The organism is Streptomyces sp. PT12 (assembly GCF_003311645.1).
Taxonomy (GTDB): Bacteria; Actinomycetota; Actinomycetes; order Streptomycetales; family Streptomycetaceae; genus Streptomyces.
The window spans coordinates 1-18,707 of sequence record NZ_QEST01000190.1; the positions used below are offsets into that span (position 1 = coordinate 1).

The window sequence follows — 18,707 nt, forward strand, 5'->3', positions numbered from 1 at the left end:
ACACCGCTCAACGACCAAGCCCCAGGCGAGGCACTCCAGATCTCAAACGCGCTCTTAGAGCGCGTTTGAGATCTCCCGTGTCGGCGGGGCGGTGGGCTCGTTGGGCTGTGTATGAGTCGTTCGGGGAGGGGCTATCCGTCGGATCTGTCGGATGAGCAGTGGGCGTTGGTCGAGCCGTTGCTGCCGCCGCCGAGGACGGGGCCGAAGGGCGGACGACGGGAGAAGCATCCGCGTCGTCGGATCGTCGAGGCCATCTTGTACATGGCCCGTACCGGCTGCCAGTGGCGCTACCTGCCACACGACTTCCCGCCCTGGGAGACGGTGTACTGGTACTTCACGCGATGGCACGAGGACGGCACGGTCGAGAGAATCCACGACGCACTGCGGACGCGGGTCCGGCAGGCCGACGGCCGTCGCCCGGAGCCCACGGCCGGGTTGCTGGACTCGCAGTCGGTGCGTGCGGCGGACACCGTGCCGAGGTCCACCAGCGGGTACGACGCGGGCAAGAAGACCACAGGCCGGAAGCGGTTCATCGTCACCGACACCCTCGGGCTGCTGCTGGCCGTCCACATCACCGCGGCGAGCGTCCAAGACCGCGACGGTGCACGGCGACCACTGCTGTGGACACGCCTGGACCACCCCTCGGTACGGAAGATCTGGGCGGATCAGGGCTTCGCCGGCCGCCTGGTCACCTGGGCTGGCGACATCCTTGGCCGCACGGTGGAGATCGTGCGCAAGCAGCCCGGCCAGCGCGGCTTCCAGGTCCAGCCCAAACGCTGGGCGGTGGAACGAACGCTCGGCTGGCTCATGACGCGCCGCCGCCTGGCCCGCGACTACGAGACCAATCCCGAACACTCCGCCACCATGATCCGCTGGGCCATGACCGACGTCATACTCCGCCGACTCACCCGAGGACACCCCTCCACCCGACCCGGCCGCAAACCCCTCCGACGCACCACCTGAACCAGATCTCAAACGCGCTCTTAGGTCGGCCGAATTCGAGGAGCTCAGCGCTCGGCTGGGGTTTCCCAGCCGAGCGCTTGTGAGGCGGTTCGGTGCCCTCAACGCGAGCCCGGGGCGGGCGTCTTGGCCGCCCGCCGTCTGGCGTGCGGCGGCGGGCGCGCCGTGGGCGCTGCGGGCTACTCGCCCATCGCCGCGATCAGTGACTTCGGGCGCATGTCCGTCCACGTCGCCTCGATGTGGGCCAGGCAGGCCGCGCGGCTCTCGGGGCCGAAGGTGCGGGTCCAGCCCGCGGGGACGTCGGCGAACTCGGGCCACAGCGAGTGCTGGCCCTCGTCGTTGACCAGCACGAGGAAGACGCCGTCCTGGTCGTCGAAGGGGTTCGTCATGGCGTGGTCCTCCCGGGAGCGGGGATCGGAACGGTGGTGTCAACGGTGGTGTCGGGGACAACGGTGGCACAGGGAACGAGGTCGGTCACCGGGGCGTCGGGGGCGGCGGCGACCGCTTCGAGGAGCGAGGTCAGCTCGCGCACGATGCCCTCGGCCTCCTCGGGCGCGACCGCGCCTGGGAGGTGGTCGAGGCGCAGGCCCAGCGTCTCGTCGGCGGCGAACGCCACGAGCGTCAGCGGGTAGTGGGTCGCGTCGCGGCCCTCGGCGCCGGTCAGGCGCAGCCCCGAGGCAGGGCGCGCCAGGGCGACGCGGTCCAGCGGGTAGTTCTCGAAGACCACGTGGGTGTCGAACAACTCCCGCCGCCCGACGGCGCGTTGGATCTCGCTCAGCCCGATGTGCGCGTGCGGGAGCAGCGCGGCCTGCTCGTCGCGTATGCGGTGCAGCGTGGCCCGAACGGTCTCGGCGGGGTCGAGGCGCACCCGCACCGGCAGCGTGTTGATGAACAGCCCGATCATCGATTCCATGCCGGGCAGCTCCGGCTGGCGCCCCGAGACGGTGGTGCCGAACACCACGTCGAGCGCGCGGCAGCGGCGGGCGAGCAGCAGGCCCCAGGCCGCCTGGACCGCGGTGTTGAGCGTGATGCCCTCGGCGCCAAGGCCGCGCAACGCCTTGGTCGCGGTGTCGGGGAGCGACGCGGCCAGCGTGGCCGGGCCGCCGCCGTCCGCGGCGCCCGCGCCGGGCGCGGTCAGCCGCGGGGGCTCCCCCACGCCCGCGAGCGCGGCCCGCCACGCCTCGCGTGCCGCGCCCCGGTCGCGGGTGGCGAGCAGCGCGAGGTGGTCGCGGTAGGGGGTGACGCGTTCGAGGGTGTCGGCGGCGCCGCCGTGGGCGTGCAGCGCGAGCAGCTCGCGGATCAGCAGCGGCGCGGACCAGCCGTCGAGCACGAGGTGGTGGTTGGTCAGCACGAGCCGGTGCTCCTGCGGGCCCCAGCGGGTGAGGGTGAAACGGATCAGGGGCGGGCGGTCCACGGCGAAGCGGCGGCGCAGGTCGGCCCTGGCCAGCCGGTCGAAGACGCGCTCGCGGCGCCCGGGGGCGACGCGGGTCAGGTCGAGCTCGCGCCAGCCGGGTTCGAGCGGGGCGGGGATGACCTGGACGGGGTGGCGCAGTCCCTCGTGGACAAACGCGGCCCGCACGTTGGGGTGGCGGGTCAGCAGGGCCTTCGCGGCGGCCCTCAGGGCGGCGGGGTCGAGGGGGCCGTCGAGCCGCAGCACGAACTGCGCCTGGTAGACGTCGGTCGCGGCCGGGGCGTAGAGCGCGTGGAAGAGCAGCCCCTCCTGGAGCGGGGTGAGGGGCAGCACGTCGTCGAGCCCGGGGTAGGCGCGTTCCAGGTGGGCGATCTCGTCCTGGTCGAGCCGGACGAGCGGCAGGTCGGAGGGGCTGCGGCCACCGGCGCCCGGGGTCCTGGCGTGCAGGACGAGGGAGTCGAGCGCCGCGAACCACAGGTCGGCGAGCGCCCGCACCTCGGCCTCGGCGAACTGCCCTTCGGTCCAGGTGAGTACGGCGGACAGCCGGGGTCCGGCCTCGCCGTCGAGGGTGACGGCGTTGATGTCGAGCGCGTGGGAGCCGAGGCGTTCGGGCGCGCGCCCGCGGGGTGCGGCGGCGGGCTCGTCCGCGATGCCCCAGTCGGCGCCTGGGCCCGCGGTGAGGCGGCCCAGGTAGTTGAAGCCGAGCGCGGGGGCGGCGGGGCCTGTGAGCCCCGGCGCGGGATCGGGGTCGAGGTGGCGCAGGATCCCATAGCCGATGCCCCGGTCGGGAATGGCCCGCAGCCGTTCCTTGACCCGGGTCAGGGCGTGGCCGAGCGCGGGCGCCGCGGTCCACACGTCGGTCCAGGCGCACCCCGTGGGCGGCAGCCGCACCGGGTAGAGGGCGGTCAGCCAGCCCACGGTCCTCGACAGGTCGGTGTCGGGCAGGTCGGGCCGCCCGTGGGACTCGAGGTCGAGCAGCAGCCCACCGGTCGCGGGGCGCCCGCGGCGGCGGCGCCACTCCTCCACGGCGAGCGCGAGCCCGGTGAGCAGCACCGGCTCGACGCCGCAGTGGAACGCCGCGCCGACCTCGGTGAGCAACGGCCTGGTCCGGCCCGGCGGCAGCGTGACGGCCAGGTCGCGCGCCACGCGCGGGGCGCCGGGGGCGCCGGGCGGCGGGGCGGCGAGCGGGGGCTCGGGCTCGGCCAACGCGCCGGTCCACAGCGGCAGTTCGCCGCGGCGGCTGCCGTCGGCGCCCTGCGCGGCCAGGGCGCGGGCCCACGCGGGGAAGGTGACGGGCGGCGGGGCGGCGTCGGCGACGTCGGCGGCGTCGGCGGCGTCGGCGGCGTCGGCGGCGTCGGCGGCGCGGTCATCGGCCAGGGCCCGGGCGGCGGCGGCCAGTTCGGGCAGCAGGACGCGCCAGGAGACGCCGTCGATCGCGAGGTGGTGGACGACGAGCAGCAGCCGCCCGTCGCGGTCGGGCCCGCGGTCGATGAACGCCGCCGCGACCAGGTGCCCTGCCTCGGGATCGAGGCGGTCGAGCGCCGCGCCGAAGGCGTCGCCGAGCAGCGCTGGCAGGTCGCCGTCGGGGCGGCCTTCGGCGGCGACGCGGGTGACGCGCTCGGCCACGGGGACCCGCCCCGCGGGCAGCGCGGCCAGGTGCCACTCCCCCTCGGCGGCGCGCAGCCGCAGGCGCAGCGCGGCGTGCCGGTCGACGAGCGCGCCGAGCGCCGCGGTGAGCCGCCCGACGCTCAGCCCCGCGGGGGTACGCAGCACCATGTGCTGGCTGAACGAGCGCCGGTCGCCGCCCTGTTGGAGCCACCAGCGGACGATCGGGGTGAGCGGCACTGGCCCCGATCCGTCGTCGGGTTCCGCGGGGGCGGGGGCGTTCTTCGCGGCGTGGGCCTCGGCGCGGGCCTCGGCGCGCGCGGCGAGCCCGGCGACCGTGGGCGCGCGCAGGACGTCGTTGACGGTGATCCGCAGCCCGGCGTCGTGGGCGCGGCTGACGAGCTGGATGGCGATGATGCTGTCGCCGCCCGAGTCGTAGAAGCCGTCGTGGACGCCGATCGATGGCAGCCGCAGCAGCTCGGCGAAGATGTCGCGCAGCACGCGCTCGCGCTCGCTGGTGGGCGCGGCGGGCTCATCGGCCCGTTCCTCCGCGGTGGGGGCGGGCGGGGCGGGGGCGGGCAGCGCGGCGCGGTCGGGCTTGCCGTTGCGGGTCAGCGGCACGCGTTCGATGACGGCCCACGCGGCGGGCACCATGTAGTCGGGCAGGGTCGCCACGGCGTGGCGGCGCAGCGCGTCGAGGTCGATCTCCGCGCCTTCGGCGGCCACCAGGTAGGCGACCAGGCGCTTCTCGCCCGGCCTGTCCTCGCGGACCACCACGACGGCCTGGCCGACGCCGCCGTGCCCGGCGAGCGCCGTGGCGACCTCGTCGGTCTCGATGCGGAAGCCGCGCAGCTTGACCTGCCCGTCGGCCCTGCCGCCGAACGCCAGCGTCCCGTCGGGCAGCCAGCGCGCCAGGTCGCCCGTCCGGTACATGCGGGCGCCCAGGGGCCCGAACGGGTCGGCCACGAAGCGTTCCGCCGTCAGCGCCGCCCGCCCCAGATAGCCGCGCGCGACGCCCGTGCCCGCCAGGTACAGCTCGCCCGTCACCCCCGCGGGCACCGGCTGGAGCCAGGGGTCGAGGACATAGGCGCGGCCGCCGTCGAGGGGGCGCCCGATCGGGATGCCGCGCCGCGCGGCGGGCTCGGCGAGGTCGGCGTCGGTGACCCGGTGCCACGAGGCGGCGGTGGTCAGCTCGGCGGGACCGTAGCCGTTGACGACCTGGACGCCGGGGCAGTGCCGCCGCACGGCGCGCACCGCGCGGGGCGGCACGACGTCGCCCCCGGTCCACACGGTGTCGAGGCCGCGCAGGCAGGCCGGGTCCTCCTCGGCGACGAGCTGGAAGAGACCGGCCGTCAGCCACAGCCCCGTGGGGCGGGTCTCGGCGACGAGGCGGCGCAGGGTGCGCAGGTCGAGGTCGCCCGGCGGTGCGATGACGACCTCGCCGCCGCCCAGGAGCGGCACCCACAGCTCGAGCGTGGAGGCGTCGAACGAGTGCGGCGAGTGCATCACCATGCGGCGGGCGGTGGTGGGCTCGAAGCACGCGTCGTCGGCGAGGGCGAGGATGTCGCCGTGGGTGATGGCGACGCCCTTGGGGACGCCGGTGGAGCCCGAGGTGAAGATGGCGCAGGCGAGGCGTTCGCCCTGGATCGGGACGCGGGGTGGGGCGGCCGTGAACGCGTCGGCGGCACCGTTGAGTTCGTCGAGCTCGATGACCAGGGGCGCGCCTGGCGGCCGGTCGTCCGCGGGCACGCCCGGCCCCGTGACGAGCACCACGGCCTCGGCCTCGGCGATGACGCGGGCCTGGCGGGCGCGCGGCGCGCGGGAGTCAAGCGGCACATAGCAGCCGCCGCTCGCCAGGACGGCGAGGGCGGTCACCGCGTAGGCGACGCCGCGTTCCATGAGGAGCGCCACCCGCGTCTCTGGGCCCACGCCCGCGGCGGCCAGACGGGCGGCGAGCGCGTCCGACCTGGCCACCAGCTCGGCATAGGTCAGCGTCTCCGCGTCCGAGCGCAGCGCCACGGCGTCCGGCGTCCGGCGCGCGTGCTCGGCCACGCGCTCGGGAACGCTGCGCGCGCTCCCGCGGGCGCCCCGGCCGTGTGTGGCGCCCCAGCGGGTCAACAGGCGGGCGCGCTCGGCGGGTTCGAGGATGTCGGCGGCGTGCAGCGGGGTGTCGGGGGCGTCGGCGAGCAGCGTTAGCAGCCGGACCAGGCGGTCGCACAGCGCCCGCGCGGTGGCGGGCTCAAACAGGCCGGTGCGGTATTCGAGCAGCCCGTCGAGGCCGAGGAAGGCACCGTCGGGGGCGCGGCGGTCATGGAGGCTGAACGCCAGGTCGCACTTGGCGGTTCCGGTGGCGACCGTGCCGATCTCGGCGCGCAGGCCCGGCAGTTCGACGCGGTCGGGCGGGGGCGGGGTGACGACGAGCATCACCTGGAAGAGCGGCGGGCCGGTCTCGGGCCTGTGCGGCCGCACCGCCTCGACGACGAGCTCGAACGGCACGTCCTGGTGGGCGAACGCCGCGAGGTCGGCCGCGCGGACCCGGCCGAGCAGCTGGCGCAGGGTCGGGTCGCCCGAGGTGTCGGCGCGCAGCACCAGGGTGTTGACGAAGAACCCGATCAACGCGTCGAGCCGGGGGTCCTGGCGGTCGGAGACCGCCGTGGCGACGGGGATGTCGGTGCCCGCGCCGAGGCGGCTGAGCAGCGCGGCGAGCGCGGTGTGGACGGCCATGAAGAGGCTGGCGCGCTCGGCGGCGGCCAGCTCGGCCAGGCGCCGGTGCGGCCCAGGGGGGAGCGTGAACGCGACGGTGGCGCCCTCGTCGGTCGGCGGCGCCGCGTGGTCGGCGGGCAGCGCGATCCGGTCGGGCAGCCCTTCGAGGGCCGACGTCCAGTGGGCGAGGCGGCGTTCGGTGTGCGGGGTGCGGGCGTCCTCGGTGCCGAACACCGCACGCTGGTCCAGCGCGAAGTCGGCGTACTGCACCGGGAGTCGGGGAAGGAGCCGGGGCGCGCCCCGCAGCCTCGCGGCATAGGCGGCGCCGAGCTCGGCGGCGAGCGGGGCGAGGGAGGCGTGGTCGCACGCGATGTGGTGCAGCAGGAGCAGCAGGGTGCGTTCGCCGGTCTCGGTGGTGAACAGCTCGGCGCGCAGCGGGGGTTCGCGGTCGAGCCGGAACGCGTGGCGGGCGGCGGCGGCCAGCGCGGCGGGCAACTTCGCGGCGGCGACGGCCGTTTCGGCGAGGGTGGGGCGGCCTTCGGCGGGGGGAAGGATCCGCTGGTGGGGGTGGCCGTTCTCCTCGCGGATCACGGTGCGCAGGATCTCGTGGCGGTCGGTCAGGTCGCCGAGGGCGGCGGCGAGGGCGGCCTGGTCGGGGGCGCCGTCGAGGCGCACGGTGAGCGGCACGTTGTAGGCGCGCTCCACCCCGGCGTGGCGGTGCAGGAACCACAGGCGGCGCTGGCCGAACGACAGGGGCGGCAACGCCGGGCGCTCTCGCGGGACTTCGGGAGCGCCGGGCGCCGGGGCGCGCGCGGCGAGGTGGGCGGCGAGCGCGGCGACGGTGGGGTGCTCGAAGATGTCGCGGACGTCGAGGTCGGCGTGGCCCGCGGCGCGCACCCTGGCGGCCAGGCGGGCGGCGCGCAGGCTGTCGCCGCCGAGGTCGAAGAAGCTGTCGTGCGGGCCGACGCGCCCCGTGCCGAGGAGTTCGGCGCAGAGGGCGGCAAGCCGGCGTTCGAGCGCGGTGGTGAACGCCGGGGCGGGCGCGTCGCCAGGCGCGCGCTCGGGCGCGCCATCGGGTGCGGGGAGTGCGGCGCGGTCGAGCTTGCCGTTGGGCGTGAGCGGCAGGGCGTCGAGCGTCACCAGGCGCGCGGGGACGAGGTGCGCGGGGAGCCGTTCGCGCAGCCGGGCGCGCAGGAGTTCGGGCAGGCGTTCGGGCAGGTCGTCGGCCGGGGTGGTGCCGTCGGGCACGACGTGGGCGACCAGCTGCGGCTCGCCGCCCGCGGGGTCGGGCGCGGCGGTGACCGCGGCGGCGGCCACGCCGGGGGCGGCGAGCAGCGCGGCCTCGATCTCGCCCGGCTCGACGCGGTGGCCGCGGACGCTGAGCTGGTCGTCCGCGCGGCCCACATAGTGCAGGTCGTGGACGAGCCCGCCGTCCGCCGTCCACCGGGGCACCCAGCGGGCCAGGTCGCCCGAGCGGTACAGGCGCGAGCCTGGCGGGCCGAAGGGGTCGGCCACGAACCTCCCCGCGGTGAGGGCCGGTTGGCCGAGATAGCCGCGGGCGACGCCCTCGCCGCCGACATACAGCTCGCCCGTCACCCCAGGCGGCACCGGGCGCAGCAGGGCGTCGAGCACCCGCACGCGCGCCCCGGGGAGCGCGGTGCCGATCGGGCTGCCCGGGCGTTCGGCGTGGCCGGGGGTGAGGGCGGTGCGGGTGGTGTGGACGGTGGTCTCGGTGATGCCGTAGAGGTTGGCGGCGGCGGGCGCGCCATCGCCGTGCCGCGCGAACCAGCCGCGCAGGGCCGAAGGCGTCAGCTTCTCGCCGCCGAAGAGGAGCCAGCGCAGGGCGAGTCGGCGCCCGCGCGCGGGGTCTTCCGCGGCGGCGGCGTCGAGCGCGGCGAACGCGGACGGCGTCTGGTTGAGCACCGTGACGCGCTCGGCGGCCAGCAGGTCGAGAAGCGCCAGGGGCGAGCGGGCCACGTCGCGCGGGACGACCACGAGGCGGCCGCCGTGCGCCAGCGCGCCCCACAGCTCCCACACGGAGAAGTCGAAGGCGCACGAGTGGAACAGCGTCCACACGTCGCCAGGGCCGAAGCCGAACTCCCGCGCGCCCTCGGTCAGCAGCGCCACCGGGCCGCGGTGGCTGACCACCACGCCCTTGGGGCGGCCCGTCGACCCCGAGGTGTGGATCACATAGGCGGCGTGCGCGGGCGTCAGCGGCGCGCGCCGGTCGGCATCGGTGAGGTCCGCGGCGGGATCGAGGCCGTCGGCGTGGGGCTCGGCCAGCGCGGCGGCCAGCTCGTCGGGGGTGAGCACGAGGACGGGGCGCGTGCCGTCCAGGATCAGCCGGACGCGTTCGGCGGGCCAGTCGGGGTCGATGGGCACCGCGGCCGCGCCCGACGTGGCGACGGCGAGCAGCGCGGTCACCAGGTCGGCCGAGCGCGGCAGCTGGACGGCCACGGCACGCTCGGGCGCGGCGCCGCGCCTGACGAGGGCGCGGGCCAGGCGGTTGACGCGGGCGCTGAGGTCGCGGTAGCGCAGGACCGTTCCGCCGAAGGTGACGGCCGGGGCGTCGGGGAAGCGGGCGGCGGCGCGTTCGAAGAGGCGCGGCAGTGTGAGTCCCGTGTCGGGCACGGACGTTGGGCGCGCCACCAGGGCGCGGCGCTCGCCGCGCGACAGGTGCGGCATGCGGCCCGCGGCCCTGTCGGGGTCGGCGGCCAGGGCGGCGAGCAGCCGGACGCAGCGGCGCGCCTCGGCCGCCGCGGCGCGGGCGTCGTGCCGCGCCGGGTCGGCGTCCACGTCGACGCGCAGCCCGCCGTGCCCCTCGTCCGGGTAGACGGTGAGGGACAGCTCGCGCACCGGGCCGATGGCGACGTTGCGCATCGCCATGGGCCGCCCGGCGAAGTCGCGGCCATAGCCGAACGGCAGAACGTTGACCGCGACGTCGTACAACCCCCGCCCGCTGCCCGTCAGTTGGAGGTCGCGCAGCAGGTGCTCGTGCCGGTAGCGCGCGTGGGGCAGCACGGCCGCGAGCTCGTCGCGCGCCGCCCGCGCCAGCTCACCGGCCGCGCGCCGGGGGCGCAGGGGCAGCCGCAGCGGCAGGACGTTGGACGCGGTGCCCGCGGCCAGCCGGGACGTGGCGCGGTCGCGGCCCGCGACCGGAAGGCCGAGCACCACGTCGGCGCCGCCGCCCGCGCGGGCGTGCGCGAGCAGCGCGCCCGCGGCCACGACCGCGTCGGGCCAGCCGACGCCGAGGCGGCGCGCGGTCGCGCGCAGCGCGGCCAGGCCCGCGGCGGGGAGCCGCGCGGTGCCGCGCGCGGCGAGCCCGCCCCGGGGCGCGGCGCCCGACGGCGCGAGCCCTGCGGCCCTGGCGCGCCAGAAGGCGCGGTCGTCGGCGAGGGCGGGCGACGCGCGGTAGGCGCGCTCGGCGGCGAGCAGCGCGTCCGGCGCGTGGGGCGAGGGCGGTGGCGACTCGCCCCGTTCGAGCGCGGCGTAGAGCCGGGCGACGCGGCGGGTCAGCAGCGCGCTGCCGACGCCGTCGAGCACCAGGTGGTGACAGGCCAGGTGCCACACGTACCGGGCGTCGGCGAGCCGCAGCAGCGCGGTGCGGAACGGCGGCCCCGAGGCCAGGTCGAACGGGCGGGCCACGTCATCGCGCGCCCACGCCATCGCCGCCGCGGCGGGGAACGGCTCGCCGCGCAGGTCCACCACGGCAAGGCGCCAGGGCGGCACGGGCCCGTCCCACTGCCGCGGCTCGCCTTCGCCGCCGGCCGCGGGATCCACCGCGAACCTGGCCCGCAGCGGCCCCGTCTCGGCGACCGCCGCCGCGAACGCCGCCTCGAAGAGCCCCGCGTCGAGCGGCCCCCCGATGTCCAGGGCGACGCCCACGTGGTAACGCCCCGGCGCGGCAAGCCCCGAGCCCACCCAGATGCCGCGCTGCGCCGTCGTCAGCGGCACCCACCCGGTCACCGGGGGACACCCGGCACCGTGTCATGGGCGCGCAGCGAGGGGGCGAGCAGCTCGCCGATCTCGGCCAGCGGCCCCGGCCTGCCCATCTCGGCGTGCCTGCTGTCCACCGCGCGCACATCCGGCTTGCCGCCGTCGACATACGGGCCCCACTGCTCGGCCGCCACCTCGGGCGAGGTCTCCAGGGCGGTGACGACCAGCAGGTCGCCGCTGTAGCGGGAGGGGACGTGGTCGCGGGCGATGACGGCGTTGTTGGTGTAGACGCGGCAGATGGTCTGGATCATCTCCTCGTCGAACGTGGCCAGCAGGCCCGTGTGTTCGCGGGCGATCTCGATGAAGCGGGGGTAGGTCAGCTCCTCGTCGGCCCACAGGGCCGGGTCGTAGCCGAAGAAGTCGAGGACGGTGCGCATCACATGGTCGGGCCCGAAGACGACCGCGGGCCGCTCGGCCGCCGCGCTGTCCTCGCCCCCGTTCTCGCCGCCGTTCTCGGCGCCGCCGTCCCCCGCGCCATCGGCGGAAGGCCGCGGCGGCGGCACCGCGTCGAGCACGGCGAGCAGCCCGACCCGTTCCCCCGCGCGCTTCAGCCGCACGGCCATCTCGTGCGCCACGAGGCCGCCGAACGACCAGCCGAGCAGGTGGTAGGGGCCCGTGGGCCGCACCGTGCGCAGCTGGGCGACATAGTCGGCGGCCATCTCGGCGATGGACCCCGGCAGCACGCGCGAGCCGTCGAGGCCGCGCGCCTGGAGCCCGTACACCGGCTGGTCGGGGCCGAGCGGCCCGGTGAGACCCGCGTAGGACCACGCGATCCCGGCCGCCGGGTGCACACAGAAGAGCGGCGGGCGCGTGCCCTCATCGCGCAGCGGAAGCAGCACCCCCGTGCCACCGCCGAGCGCGGGCGCCTGGGGCTCGGCGCTGCGTTCGGCGACGGCCTCGGCGGCGGCGGCCGTCTCGGCGGGCGCGTCGGTGGAGCGCACCTCGGCGAGCGGGCGGTGCGCCTCCCGCGCGGTGCGCGTCAGCAGCGCGAGGAACCGCTCGGCGAGGTCGCCCGCGCGCTCGGCCGTCACCAGGTGCGGCCGGTACTCGACCTGGAGGTGCAGCACGTCGCCGCGGTGGCTGAGGACCAGGCCCAGCGGGTAGTGCTGCCGGTCGTCGCCGAACGCCCTGGTCACCCGGAGCCCCGGCACGGGCTCCTCGAACGTCCGTGCCTCGAACGGGTAGTTGGCGAACGACATCATCGTGTCGAACGTGTCGCCGCTGTTCGTGATGCGCCGGATGTCGGTGAGGCTGATGTGCTGGTAGGGCAGGAGCGCGGCCTGCTCCGCCTGCAAGCGCACGAAGAGGTCGCTCAGCGACTCGTCCGGGTCGAGCCGCACCCGGGTCGGCACGGTGTTGATGAACAGGCCCACCATCCGTTCCACGGCGGGCAGCTCGGCCGGGCGCCCCGAGACGACGGTGCCGAACACGACGTCGCGCTGGCCCGTCTCCTCGGCGAGCACGATCGACCAGCACGCCTGGAGCACGGTCGCCACGGTCACCCCGTGCCGCCGCGCGGTGTCCACCAGCGGCCTGGTCACCTCCTCGCCCAGGCCGAACCTCAGGTGCCGCGACTGCATCGGCTCGCCGGGCTCGGGGTCGCCGAGCCGCGTGGCGCGCACCCCGGCGAGCGCGGTGCGCCAGGCCGACTCGGCGGCGCGCTCGTCCACCCGGGACAGCCAGCCCAGATACTCGCGGAACGGCGTCCCCGCGGGCAGCCCGTGCGGCGTTCCGGTCACGATCGCGCCGTAGTGGGCGAAGAGTTCCTGGAGAACGATCGGCAACGACCAGCCGTCGAGCAGGATGTGATGCGTCGAGAGCACAAGGCGGCAGCGCCCGCCGCCGAGGCGGATCAGCAGCAGCCGAAGCAGCGGGGGCCGCACGGGGTCGTAGGGCCTGGCGCGCTCCCCGGCGACGATGCGTTCGGCCTCGCTCTCCCGCTGCTCGTCGGGCAGCCCGCTCAGGTCCACCTCGTCGAGCGGCGCCTCGACGCCGGGCCGCAGGATCTGCACGGGCTGGGGCAGCCCGGTGTGGACGAACGCGGCGCCGAGGTTGCGGTGCCGGTCCAGCAGGGCGCGCCCCGCGGCGCGCATGGCGTCGGCGTCGAGGTCGCCGTCGAGTTCGAGCCAGAACTGCACGGTGTAGAGCGAGTGCGGGGCGTCGCCTGGGTCGCCGTCGTCCGAGGCGTTCAACGCGCCAAGCAGCAGGTGGTAGAGCATGCCCTGCTGGAGCGAGGAGACCGGCAGGATCTCGTCGAGGCCCGGGTGTTCGCGCTCAAGCCACTCGATGTGCTCCTGGTCGAGGCTGACCAGCGGGAAGTCGGACGGCGTGCGCCCCCCGGCGCCCGGCTCGATGGCGTGCGCGGCCAGCGCGTCAAGCGTCTCGAACCACGCCTCGATCAGCCGGTCGACCAGCGGGTCGTCGACGACCCCAGCCGCCCACGAGAACCCGATGCGCAGCCCGGTGCCGTCCGGGCCGTCCTCGGTCAGGGCGTTGATCGACAGCGGGTGGTCGAGCGGCATGTCGGCGTCGGCGCCCGCCGTCATCCCGGTCTCGGGCGCGGGCGACCAGTCATCGGCGCCGCGGTCGGCGGGCAGGAGGAAGCGGCCGAAGTAGTTGAACCCGATGTGCCGCGGCTCGGCGGCGGCCAGCGCGGGCCCCGTCTCGGGGTTGAGATAGCGGAGCATGCCGAAGCCGATGCCCTTGTCGGGGATCTCCCTCAGCTGCTCCTTCACCCGCCGCAGCGCGCGCCCAAGATCGGCACCGCGCGGCAGCGCGTCGGCGGCGAGCGGGGCGCCGGGGGCCAGGCGCACCGGGTACATGCTGGTGAACCAGCCGACGGTGCGCGACAGGTCGGCGCCCGGCACGACCGGCTCGCGGCCATGGCCCTCGACGTCGATCACCACGTCCTCGTCGGTGCCGAGGCAGCGCTGGACGGCGATGGCGAGCGCGGTCAGCAGCACGTCGTTGATCTCGCAGTGGAACGTGGCGGGGATGGTGGTGAACAGGTGCCGCGCCCGTTCCGCGCCATAGACCGCGGTGCGCGAGCGCGAACGGCCGGTGGTGTCGCGCGCGGTGTCCAGGGGGCGGCTGGCCAAACGGGGGCCGGGCACGGCCAGCGTCCGCTGCCACAGGGGGAGTTCGGCACGGCGCTCGGGGGAGCGGGACTGCTCGTTCAGGGCGCGGCTCCAGTGGCGCAGCGACGTCTCGACCGGGCGCAGGCGCGGGCGGCGGCCCTCGGCGACGTCCCGGTAGGCGCCCACCAGGTCGGGCACGACGATGCGCCACGAGACGCCGTCGCACGCCAGGTGGTTGGCCATGAACAGCAGCCGCCCCGGCTCCGATGGCCCCGCGTCGAACCAGACGACGCGCACCATCCGGCCCGCGCGCACGTCCAGCTCCTCCTTGGCGCGCTGGATCTCGCGGGCCAGCACGCGCCCGAGGTCGTCGCCCGAGGCGCCATCGGTGGGCACCCGGCGCACGCACGAGGCGGCGGAGACGGCGCCGACCGGCTGGACGTCGAGGGACCAGTCGGCCGTCGAGCGGTCAAGGCGCATCCGGAACGCGTCGTGGTGGTCGATCAGCGCCTGCGCGGCGGCGGTCAGCCACTCAAGGCGCAGTCCGCCCGGCACGCGCAGCAGCACGGCCTGGTGGAAGCCGTCGATGGGCCCGCCCTGGTCGCGCAGCCAGTGCACGATCGGCGTGAGCGGCACATCGCCCACGGCGGCGACCTCGGTGCCCGTGGTCCGCTGGGTGGTCTCCCTCGCCGCCTGGGCGAGCGCCTGGACGGTCTTGTGCTCGAAGACGTCCTGCGGGGTCAGGACGAGGCCCGACTGGCGCAGGCGGCTGACCAGTTGGATGGACATGATGCTGTCGCCGCCGAGGTCGAAGAAGCTCTGGTCGCGCGGCACGTCGGCGGCCCGCAGGACCTCGGCGAACGCGGCGGCGACCACGTCCTCGCGCGCCGGGGGCTCCTGGGCGGCCTGTTGCCGCTCCTGGACGGCGGGCGCGGGACGTTCAACGGCGGGGGTCGGACGTTCAACGGCGGGGGTCGGACGTTCAACGGCGGGCGCGGGACGTTCGACGGCGGGGGTCGGACGTTCGAGGGCCGCCGCGGGCGCGGGAGTCGGCGCCGGGGCCGCGAGGGGCGCCGGGTCGGTGTCACGGGCCAGCTTGCCGCTCGGGGTGCGGGGCAGCGCGGCCGTCGGGCGGATCTCGGCGGGGACCAGGTGCGCGGGGAGGCGTTCGGCGAGCCAGGCCCGCAGCGCGGCCTGGTCGGGCGGCGCCGCGCCGTCCGCGGGGACGGGCCAGGCGATCAGCCGCGCGTCGCCCGCGTGGTCGCCGCGGACGCCCGCCATCGCCTCGGCGACGGCGGGGTGGCGACAGAGCGCGGCCTCGATCTCGCCCAGCTCGACGCGGAAGCCGTTGATCTTGACCTGGGCGTCCACCCGGCCGAGGAAGTCGAGTTGGCCGTCCGCGCGCCAGCGGACCAGGTCACCCGTCCGGTACATGCGCGACCCCGGGGGCCCGAACGGGTCGGCGGGGAAGCGCTCGGCGGTCAGCCCAGGCCGCCCCAGATAGCCGCGCGCGATGCCGTCGCCCGCCAGATACAGCTCCCCAGGCCGCCCGGGCTCCACGGGCCGCAGCGCCCCGTCGAGGACCCTGACCCCGACATGGGCGAGCGGGCGCCCGATGGGTGGCGCCCCTTCTGCGCCCTCCCCTTCAGTGCCCTCCCCTTCAGTGGCCTCCTCACCGGCCCGCCACGCGGTGGCGTAGACGGTGGCCTCGGTCGGGCCGTAGACGTTGAGCAGCCGCGTCCCCTGCATCGTCGTGGTCACCCTGGCGACCAGCGAGGCGGGCAGCGCCTCCCCCGCCATCGCCAGCGTGCGCGCCGACAGGTCGAGGTCGGTGCGTTCGAGCAGCTTGCCGAGCACCGAGGGGATCGCGCACACCAGGCCGCCCGACCAGCGCGGCGGCTCGTCGTCGAGCAGCGAGAGGAGGTTGGCGACGACCTCGACCGTGCCCCCGGTGGCCAGCGGCGCGAACACCTCGGCCACCGAGACGTCGAAGCTGAACGACGTGGCGGCGAGGCTGTGCGCGAGCGCCGCCGCGCCCAGCTCGGCCTCGGCCCACCCAAGCAGCGGCGGAACGTTGCGGTGCGGGACGACGACGCCCTTGGGCGTGCCCGTCGATCCCGAGGTGAAGATGACATAGGCGGGGTGGTCGGGCAGCAGCGGGGCGTGGCGTTCGGCGTCGGCGACGTCGTGCGCGGCGGTCGCCGCGAGCTCGGCGGCCACGGGCGCGCCGTCGACGACGACGACCGCGCCGCGCGCGTCGCCCAGGTCGCGAGCCGCGCCCGCCGCGTCGGTGACCAGGCACGATGGCCTGGCGTCGCCGATCATGAAGCGCAGCCGCTCGGCCGGGTAGGCCGGGTCCAACGGCAGGTAGGCCGCGCCGGACTTGAGGACGGCGAGCATCGCCACGAGCGCGTCGGCCGAGCGCGGCAGCAGCAGCCCGACCACGCGCTCGGGGCCCGCGCCCCGGCTGATCAGCAGCCTGGCCAGGCGGTTGGCGCGCTCGTGCAGCTCGCGGTAGGTCAGGCGCGCCGAGCGGTCCCGCACGGCGATCGCGTCCGGGGTGCGCCGCGCGGCGGCGTCCAGGACGGCGGTCAGCGTGCCGGGGGCCGAACGCCGCGGCGCGGGCCCGCTCCAGGCGCGCACCGCCGCGGACTCCCCGGCGCTCAGCAGGTCCAACGCGCCCACCGCGCGCCCCGGGGCGGTGACGGCGGCGGCCAGCAGGGTGCGGAAGCGCCGGGCGTGCGCGTCGAGGGCGGCGCGCGGGTAGCGTTCGGCTGGCCCGGCGACCAGCACGCGTGTGCCACCGTCGGCCCCGCCCTCCTCGATCACGATCCGCGCGGCGCCGGGGGCGTCGGCGGCGTCGGCCGCTTCGGCGCCCATGCGGCGGGCGGTCGCCCGGCACGCGCCGAACCGCAGCGGCGACACGGGCTCGCGCACCTCGGCGACGGTGCCGTAGAGGCGGGCGCCGGGTCCGGTGAGGCCCAGCTCGCGGCACACCTCGGCGTGCCGGAACCGCTGGTGCCGCCGCGCCCTGCGCGCCTCGGTGCCGACCTGCCTGACCAGCTCGGCGAACGGCGTTCCAGGCCCTACGTCGAGGCGCAGCGCGGCGGTGTCGCCCGCGGCGGCCGGGGTGCGTTGCCCGGCCCGGTCGGTGCGGCCGTCCACCGGCAGGCCGAGCACGATGTCGCGGGCGCCGGTCATCCGGTGCAGATAGGCGGCGACGGCGGCCAGCAGGACGGCGCGCGGGTGGGCGCCGCAGTAACGGGCCGAGGCGCGCACCCGGTCGGCGTCCGCGGCGTCGAGCGCGACGGGAGCGGAGACGGCCGTCCCGGCCGCGTCGTCGGGCGCGTGGTCGGGGGTGGGGTCGGGGGTGGGGTCGGGCGCGCGGTCGGGTGCGGGGAGCGCGAGCGGTTCCGGGCGGTCGGCGAAGCGCTCGCGCCAGTACGCCGCGTCGGCCTCGCGCTCGGGCGAGGCCGCGTAGGCGTCGAGGGCCGCGGTGAAGCGTTCGAGCGGCGCGAGGGCGCCCTCGTCGGGCGACGCGCCCTCGATCAGCGCCGTGTAGACCTCGGCGGCGCGGCGGCTGACGAGGGCCGCGCCGAACGCGTCGAGCGCGGCGCGCGGGTGCCGGTGGAACCACGTGTGGCGTTCGGGGCCGAGCCGCAGCAGCGCCTGCGCGGACCGTATGTCCCGTTCCGCGGAGGCGAGTTCGGCGCGGATCCACGCCTCGGCCGCGGCGGCAGGGTCGGCCTCGCCCTCCAGGTCCACCAGGGTGAGCGGCAGCCCGCCGCCCTCGGTGAACGCGGGCGCCCCGGCCGCCTCGCCCGTGGCGCGCAGCCGCATGGCCGCCGCCTCCTCGACGACGCGGCGGATCGCGTCCTGCAACACGGTCACATCCACCGGGCCCTGGATCTCCACGACCTCGGCGACGGGGTGCTCAGACATGGCTGCCAGCTCCTTCGGACCGGGACCGGTCGGCGGCTTCGGGGCTCGGATTTCCGGGTCCTGAATGTCCAGGGCCTGAACCTCCAGGGCCTGAACCTCCAGGGCCTGAACCTCCAGGGCCTGGATTTCCGGCGTGGGGATACGGGTGGAAGCCTCGGCCCGACTTCCTGCCGAGGCTGCCGTCGGCGACCAGCCGCGCCAGCAGCGGCGTCGGCGTGAAGCGCTCGTCGCCGGTGTGCTCGCGCAGCACGACGAGCGTGTCGACGACGGTGTCGAGGCCGATGAGGTCGGCCGTGCGCAGCGGGCCTGTGGGGTGCCCGAAGCAGTCCTTGAACACGCGGTCGACGGTGTCAGCGTCGGCGGTGCCCGCCTCCACGACCGCGGCGGCCTCGTTGACCGTGAGCATCAGGACGCGGTTGCTGACAAAGCCGGGGCCGTCGCCGACCACGATGGCCTTCTTGCCGAGACCGGCCAGGAGGCCGACCGTCAGCGCCAGGGTGGCGTCCGATGTGTGCGGGGACCTGATGACCTCAACGGTGTCCTTCAGGGGCGCGGGGTTCATGAAGTGGGTGCCGATGACCCGTTGGGGCCGCGCGGTGAACGAGCCGAGGCGGGCGATCGGGATGGCCGACGTGCACGAGGCGAACGCCGCCTCTGGCGGGCACACCCGGTCGAGCTCACGCAGCACCTCCTCCTTGACCGGCAGCCGCTCGGGGCCGCACTCCACGACGAAGCCGACCCCGGAGAGCGCGGACGGCTTCTCCGCCCAGGTCACCCGCTCATCGACCGGGCCGACGGCGCTCCGGCGCAGCAGGCGGGCGGAGCGCACCCCGGCGCGCAGGCGCTCGGGACCGGCCGCGCGCGCCGCGGGGTCGGGGTCGACCACGACCACGGGGTGGCCTGCCGCGGCGAAGCACTGGGCCACGCCGGTCCCCATGGTCCCGGCGCCGACGACGCCGACCGGCAGCCCTGTCGTGTCAAGCGGCTCACTGTCCTTGCTCTCGGCCACGCGT

At 76.4% G+C, this 18,707-nt stretch carries 5 protein-coding genes; 1 reads left to right on the forward strand and 4 read right to left on the reverse strand.

Annotated elements, in window-relative coordinates:
* Nucleotides 1-111 precede the first annotated feature (111 nt).
* Nucleotides 112-963 (forward strand): IS5 family transposase, encoded by an 852-nt coding sequence (locus tag DEH69_RS22590; protein WP_113688840.1) that lies wholly within the window; start codon nt 112-114, stop codon nt 961-963.
* A gap of 176 nt (nt 964-1,139) precedes the next feature.
* Here the strand turns inward: DEH69_RS22590 and DEH69_RS22595 are convergent, their stop codons facing one another.
* Genes DEH69_RS22595 through DEH69_RS22610 form a run of 4 tightly spaced genes read right to left on the reverse strand, consistent with a single transcriptional unit; the run spans nt 1,140 to nt 18,703 of the window.
* Complete coding sequence (locus DEH69_RS22595; RefSeq protein ID WP_113688841.1) at nt 1,140-1,349, reverse strand: MbtH family protein; 210 nt, start codon at nt 1,347-1,349, stop codon at nt 1,140-1,142.
* The gene (locus DEH69_RS22600; protein ID WP_113688842.1) at nt 1,346-10,645 is read right to left on the reverse strand and encodes a non-ribosomal peptide synthetase; all 9,300 of its coding nucleotides are present in this window, start codon (nt 10,643-10,645) and stop codon (nt 1,346-1,348) included. Before DEH69_RS22600 ends, DEH69_RS22595 begins: the two co-directional genes overlap by 4 nt.
* Nucleotides 10,642-17,694 carry a non-ribosomal peptide synthetase gene (locus DEH69_RS22605; RefSeq protein WP_113688843.1) on the reverse strand — a complete coding sequence of 2,351 codons (7,053 nt, stop codon included), beginning with the start codon at nt 17,692-17,694 and terminating at the stop codon, nt 10,642-10,644. Before DEH69_RS22605 ends, DEH69_RS22600 begins: the two co-directional genes overlap by 4 nt.
* Nucleotides 17,687-18,703 (reverse strand): 3-hydroxyacyl-CoA dehydrogenase family protein, encoded by a 1,017-nt coding sequence (locus DEH69_RS22610; RefSeq protein ID WP_258534883.1) that lies wholly within the window; start codon nt 18,701-18,703, stop codon nt 17,687-17,689. Before DEH69_RS22610 ends, DEH69_RS22605 begins: the two co-directional genes overlap by 8 nt.
* Nucleotides 18,704-18,707 lie beyond the last annotated feature (4 nt).

Coding starts and splice junctions, on each gene's coding strand:
- DEH69_RS22590 (WP_113688840.1), top strand. CDS start 112: ATGAGTCGTTCGGGGAGGGGCTATCCGTCGGATCTGTCGGATGAGCAG.
- DEH69_RS22595 (WP_113688841.1), bottom strand. CDS start 1,349: ATGACGAACCCCTTCGACGACCAGGACGGCGTCTTCCTCGTGCTGGTC.
- DEH69_RS22605 (WP_113688843.1), bottom strand. CDS start 17,694: ATGTCTGAGCACCCCGTCGCCGAGGTCGTGGAGATCCAGGGCCCGGTG.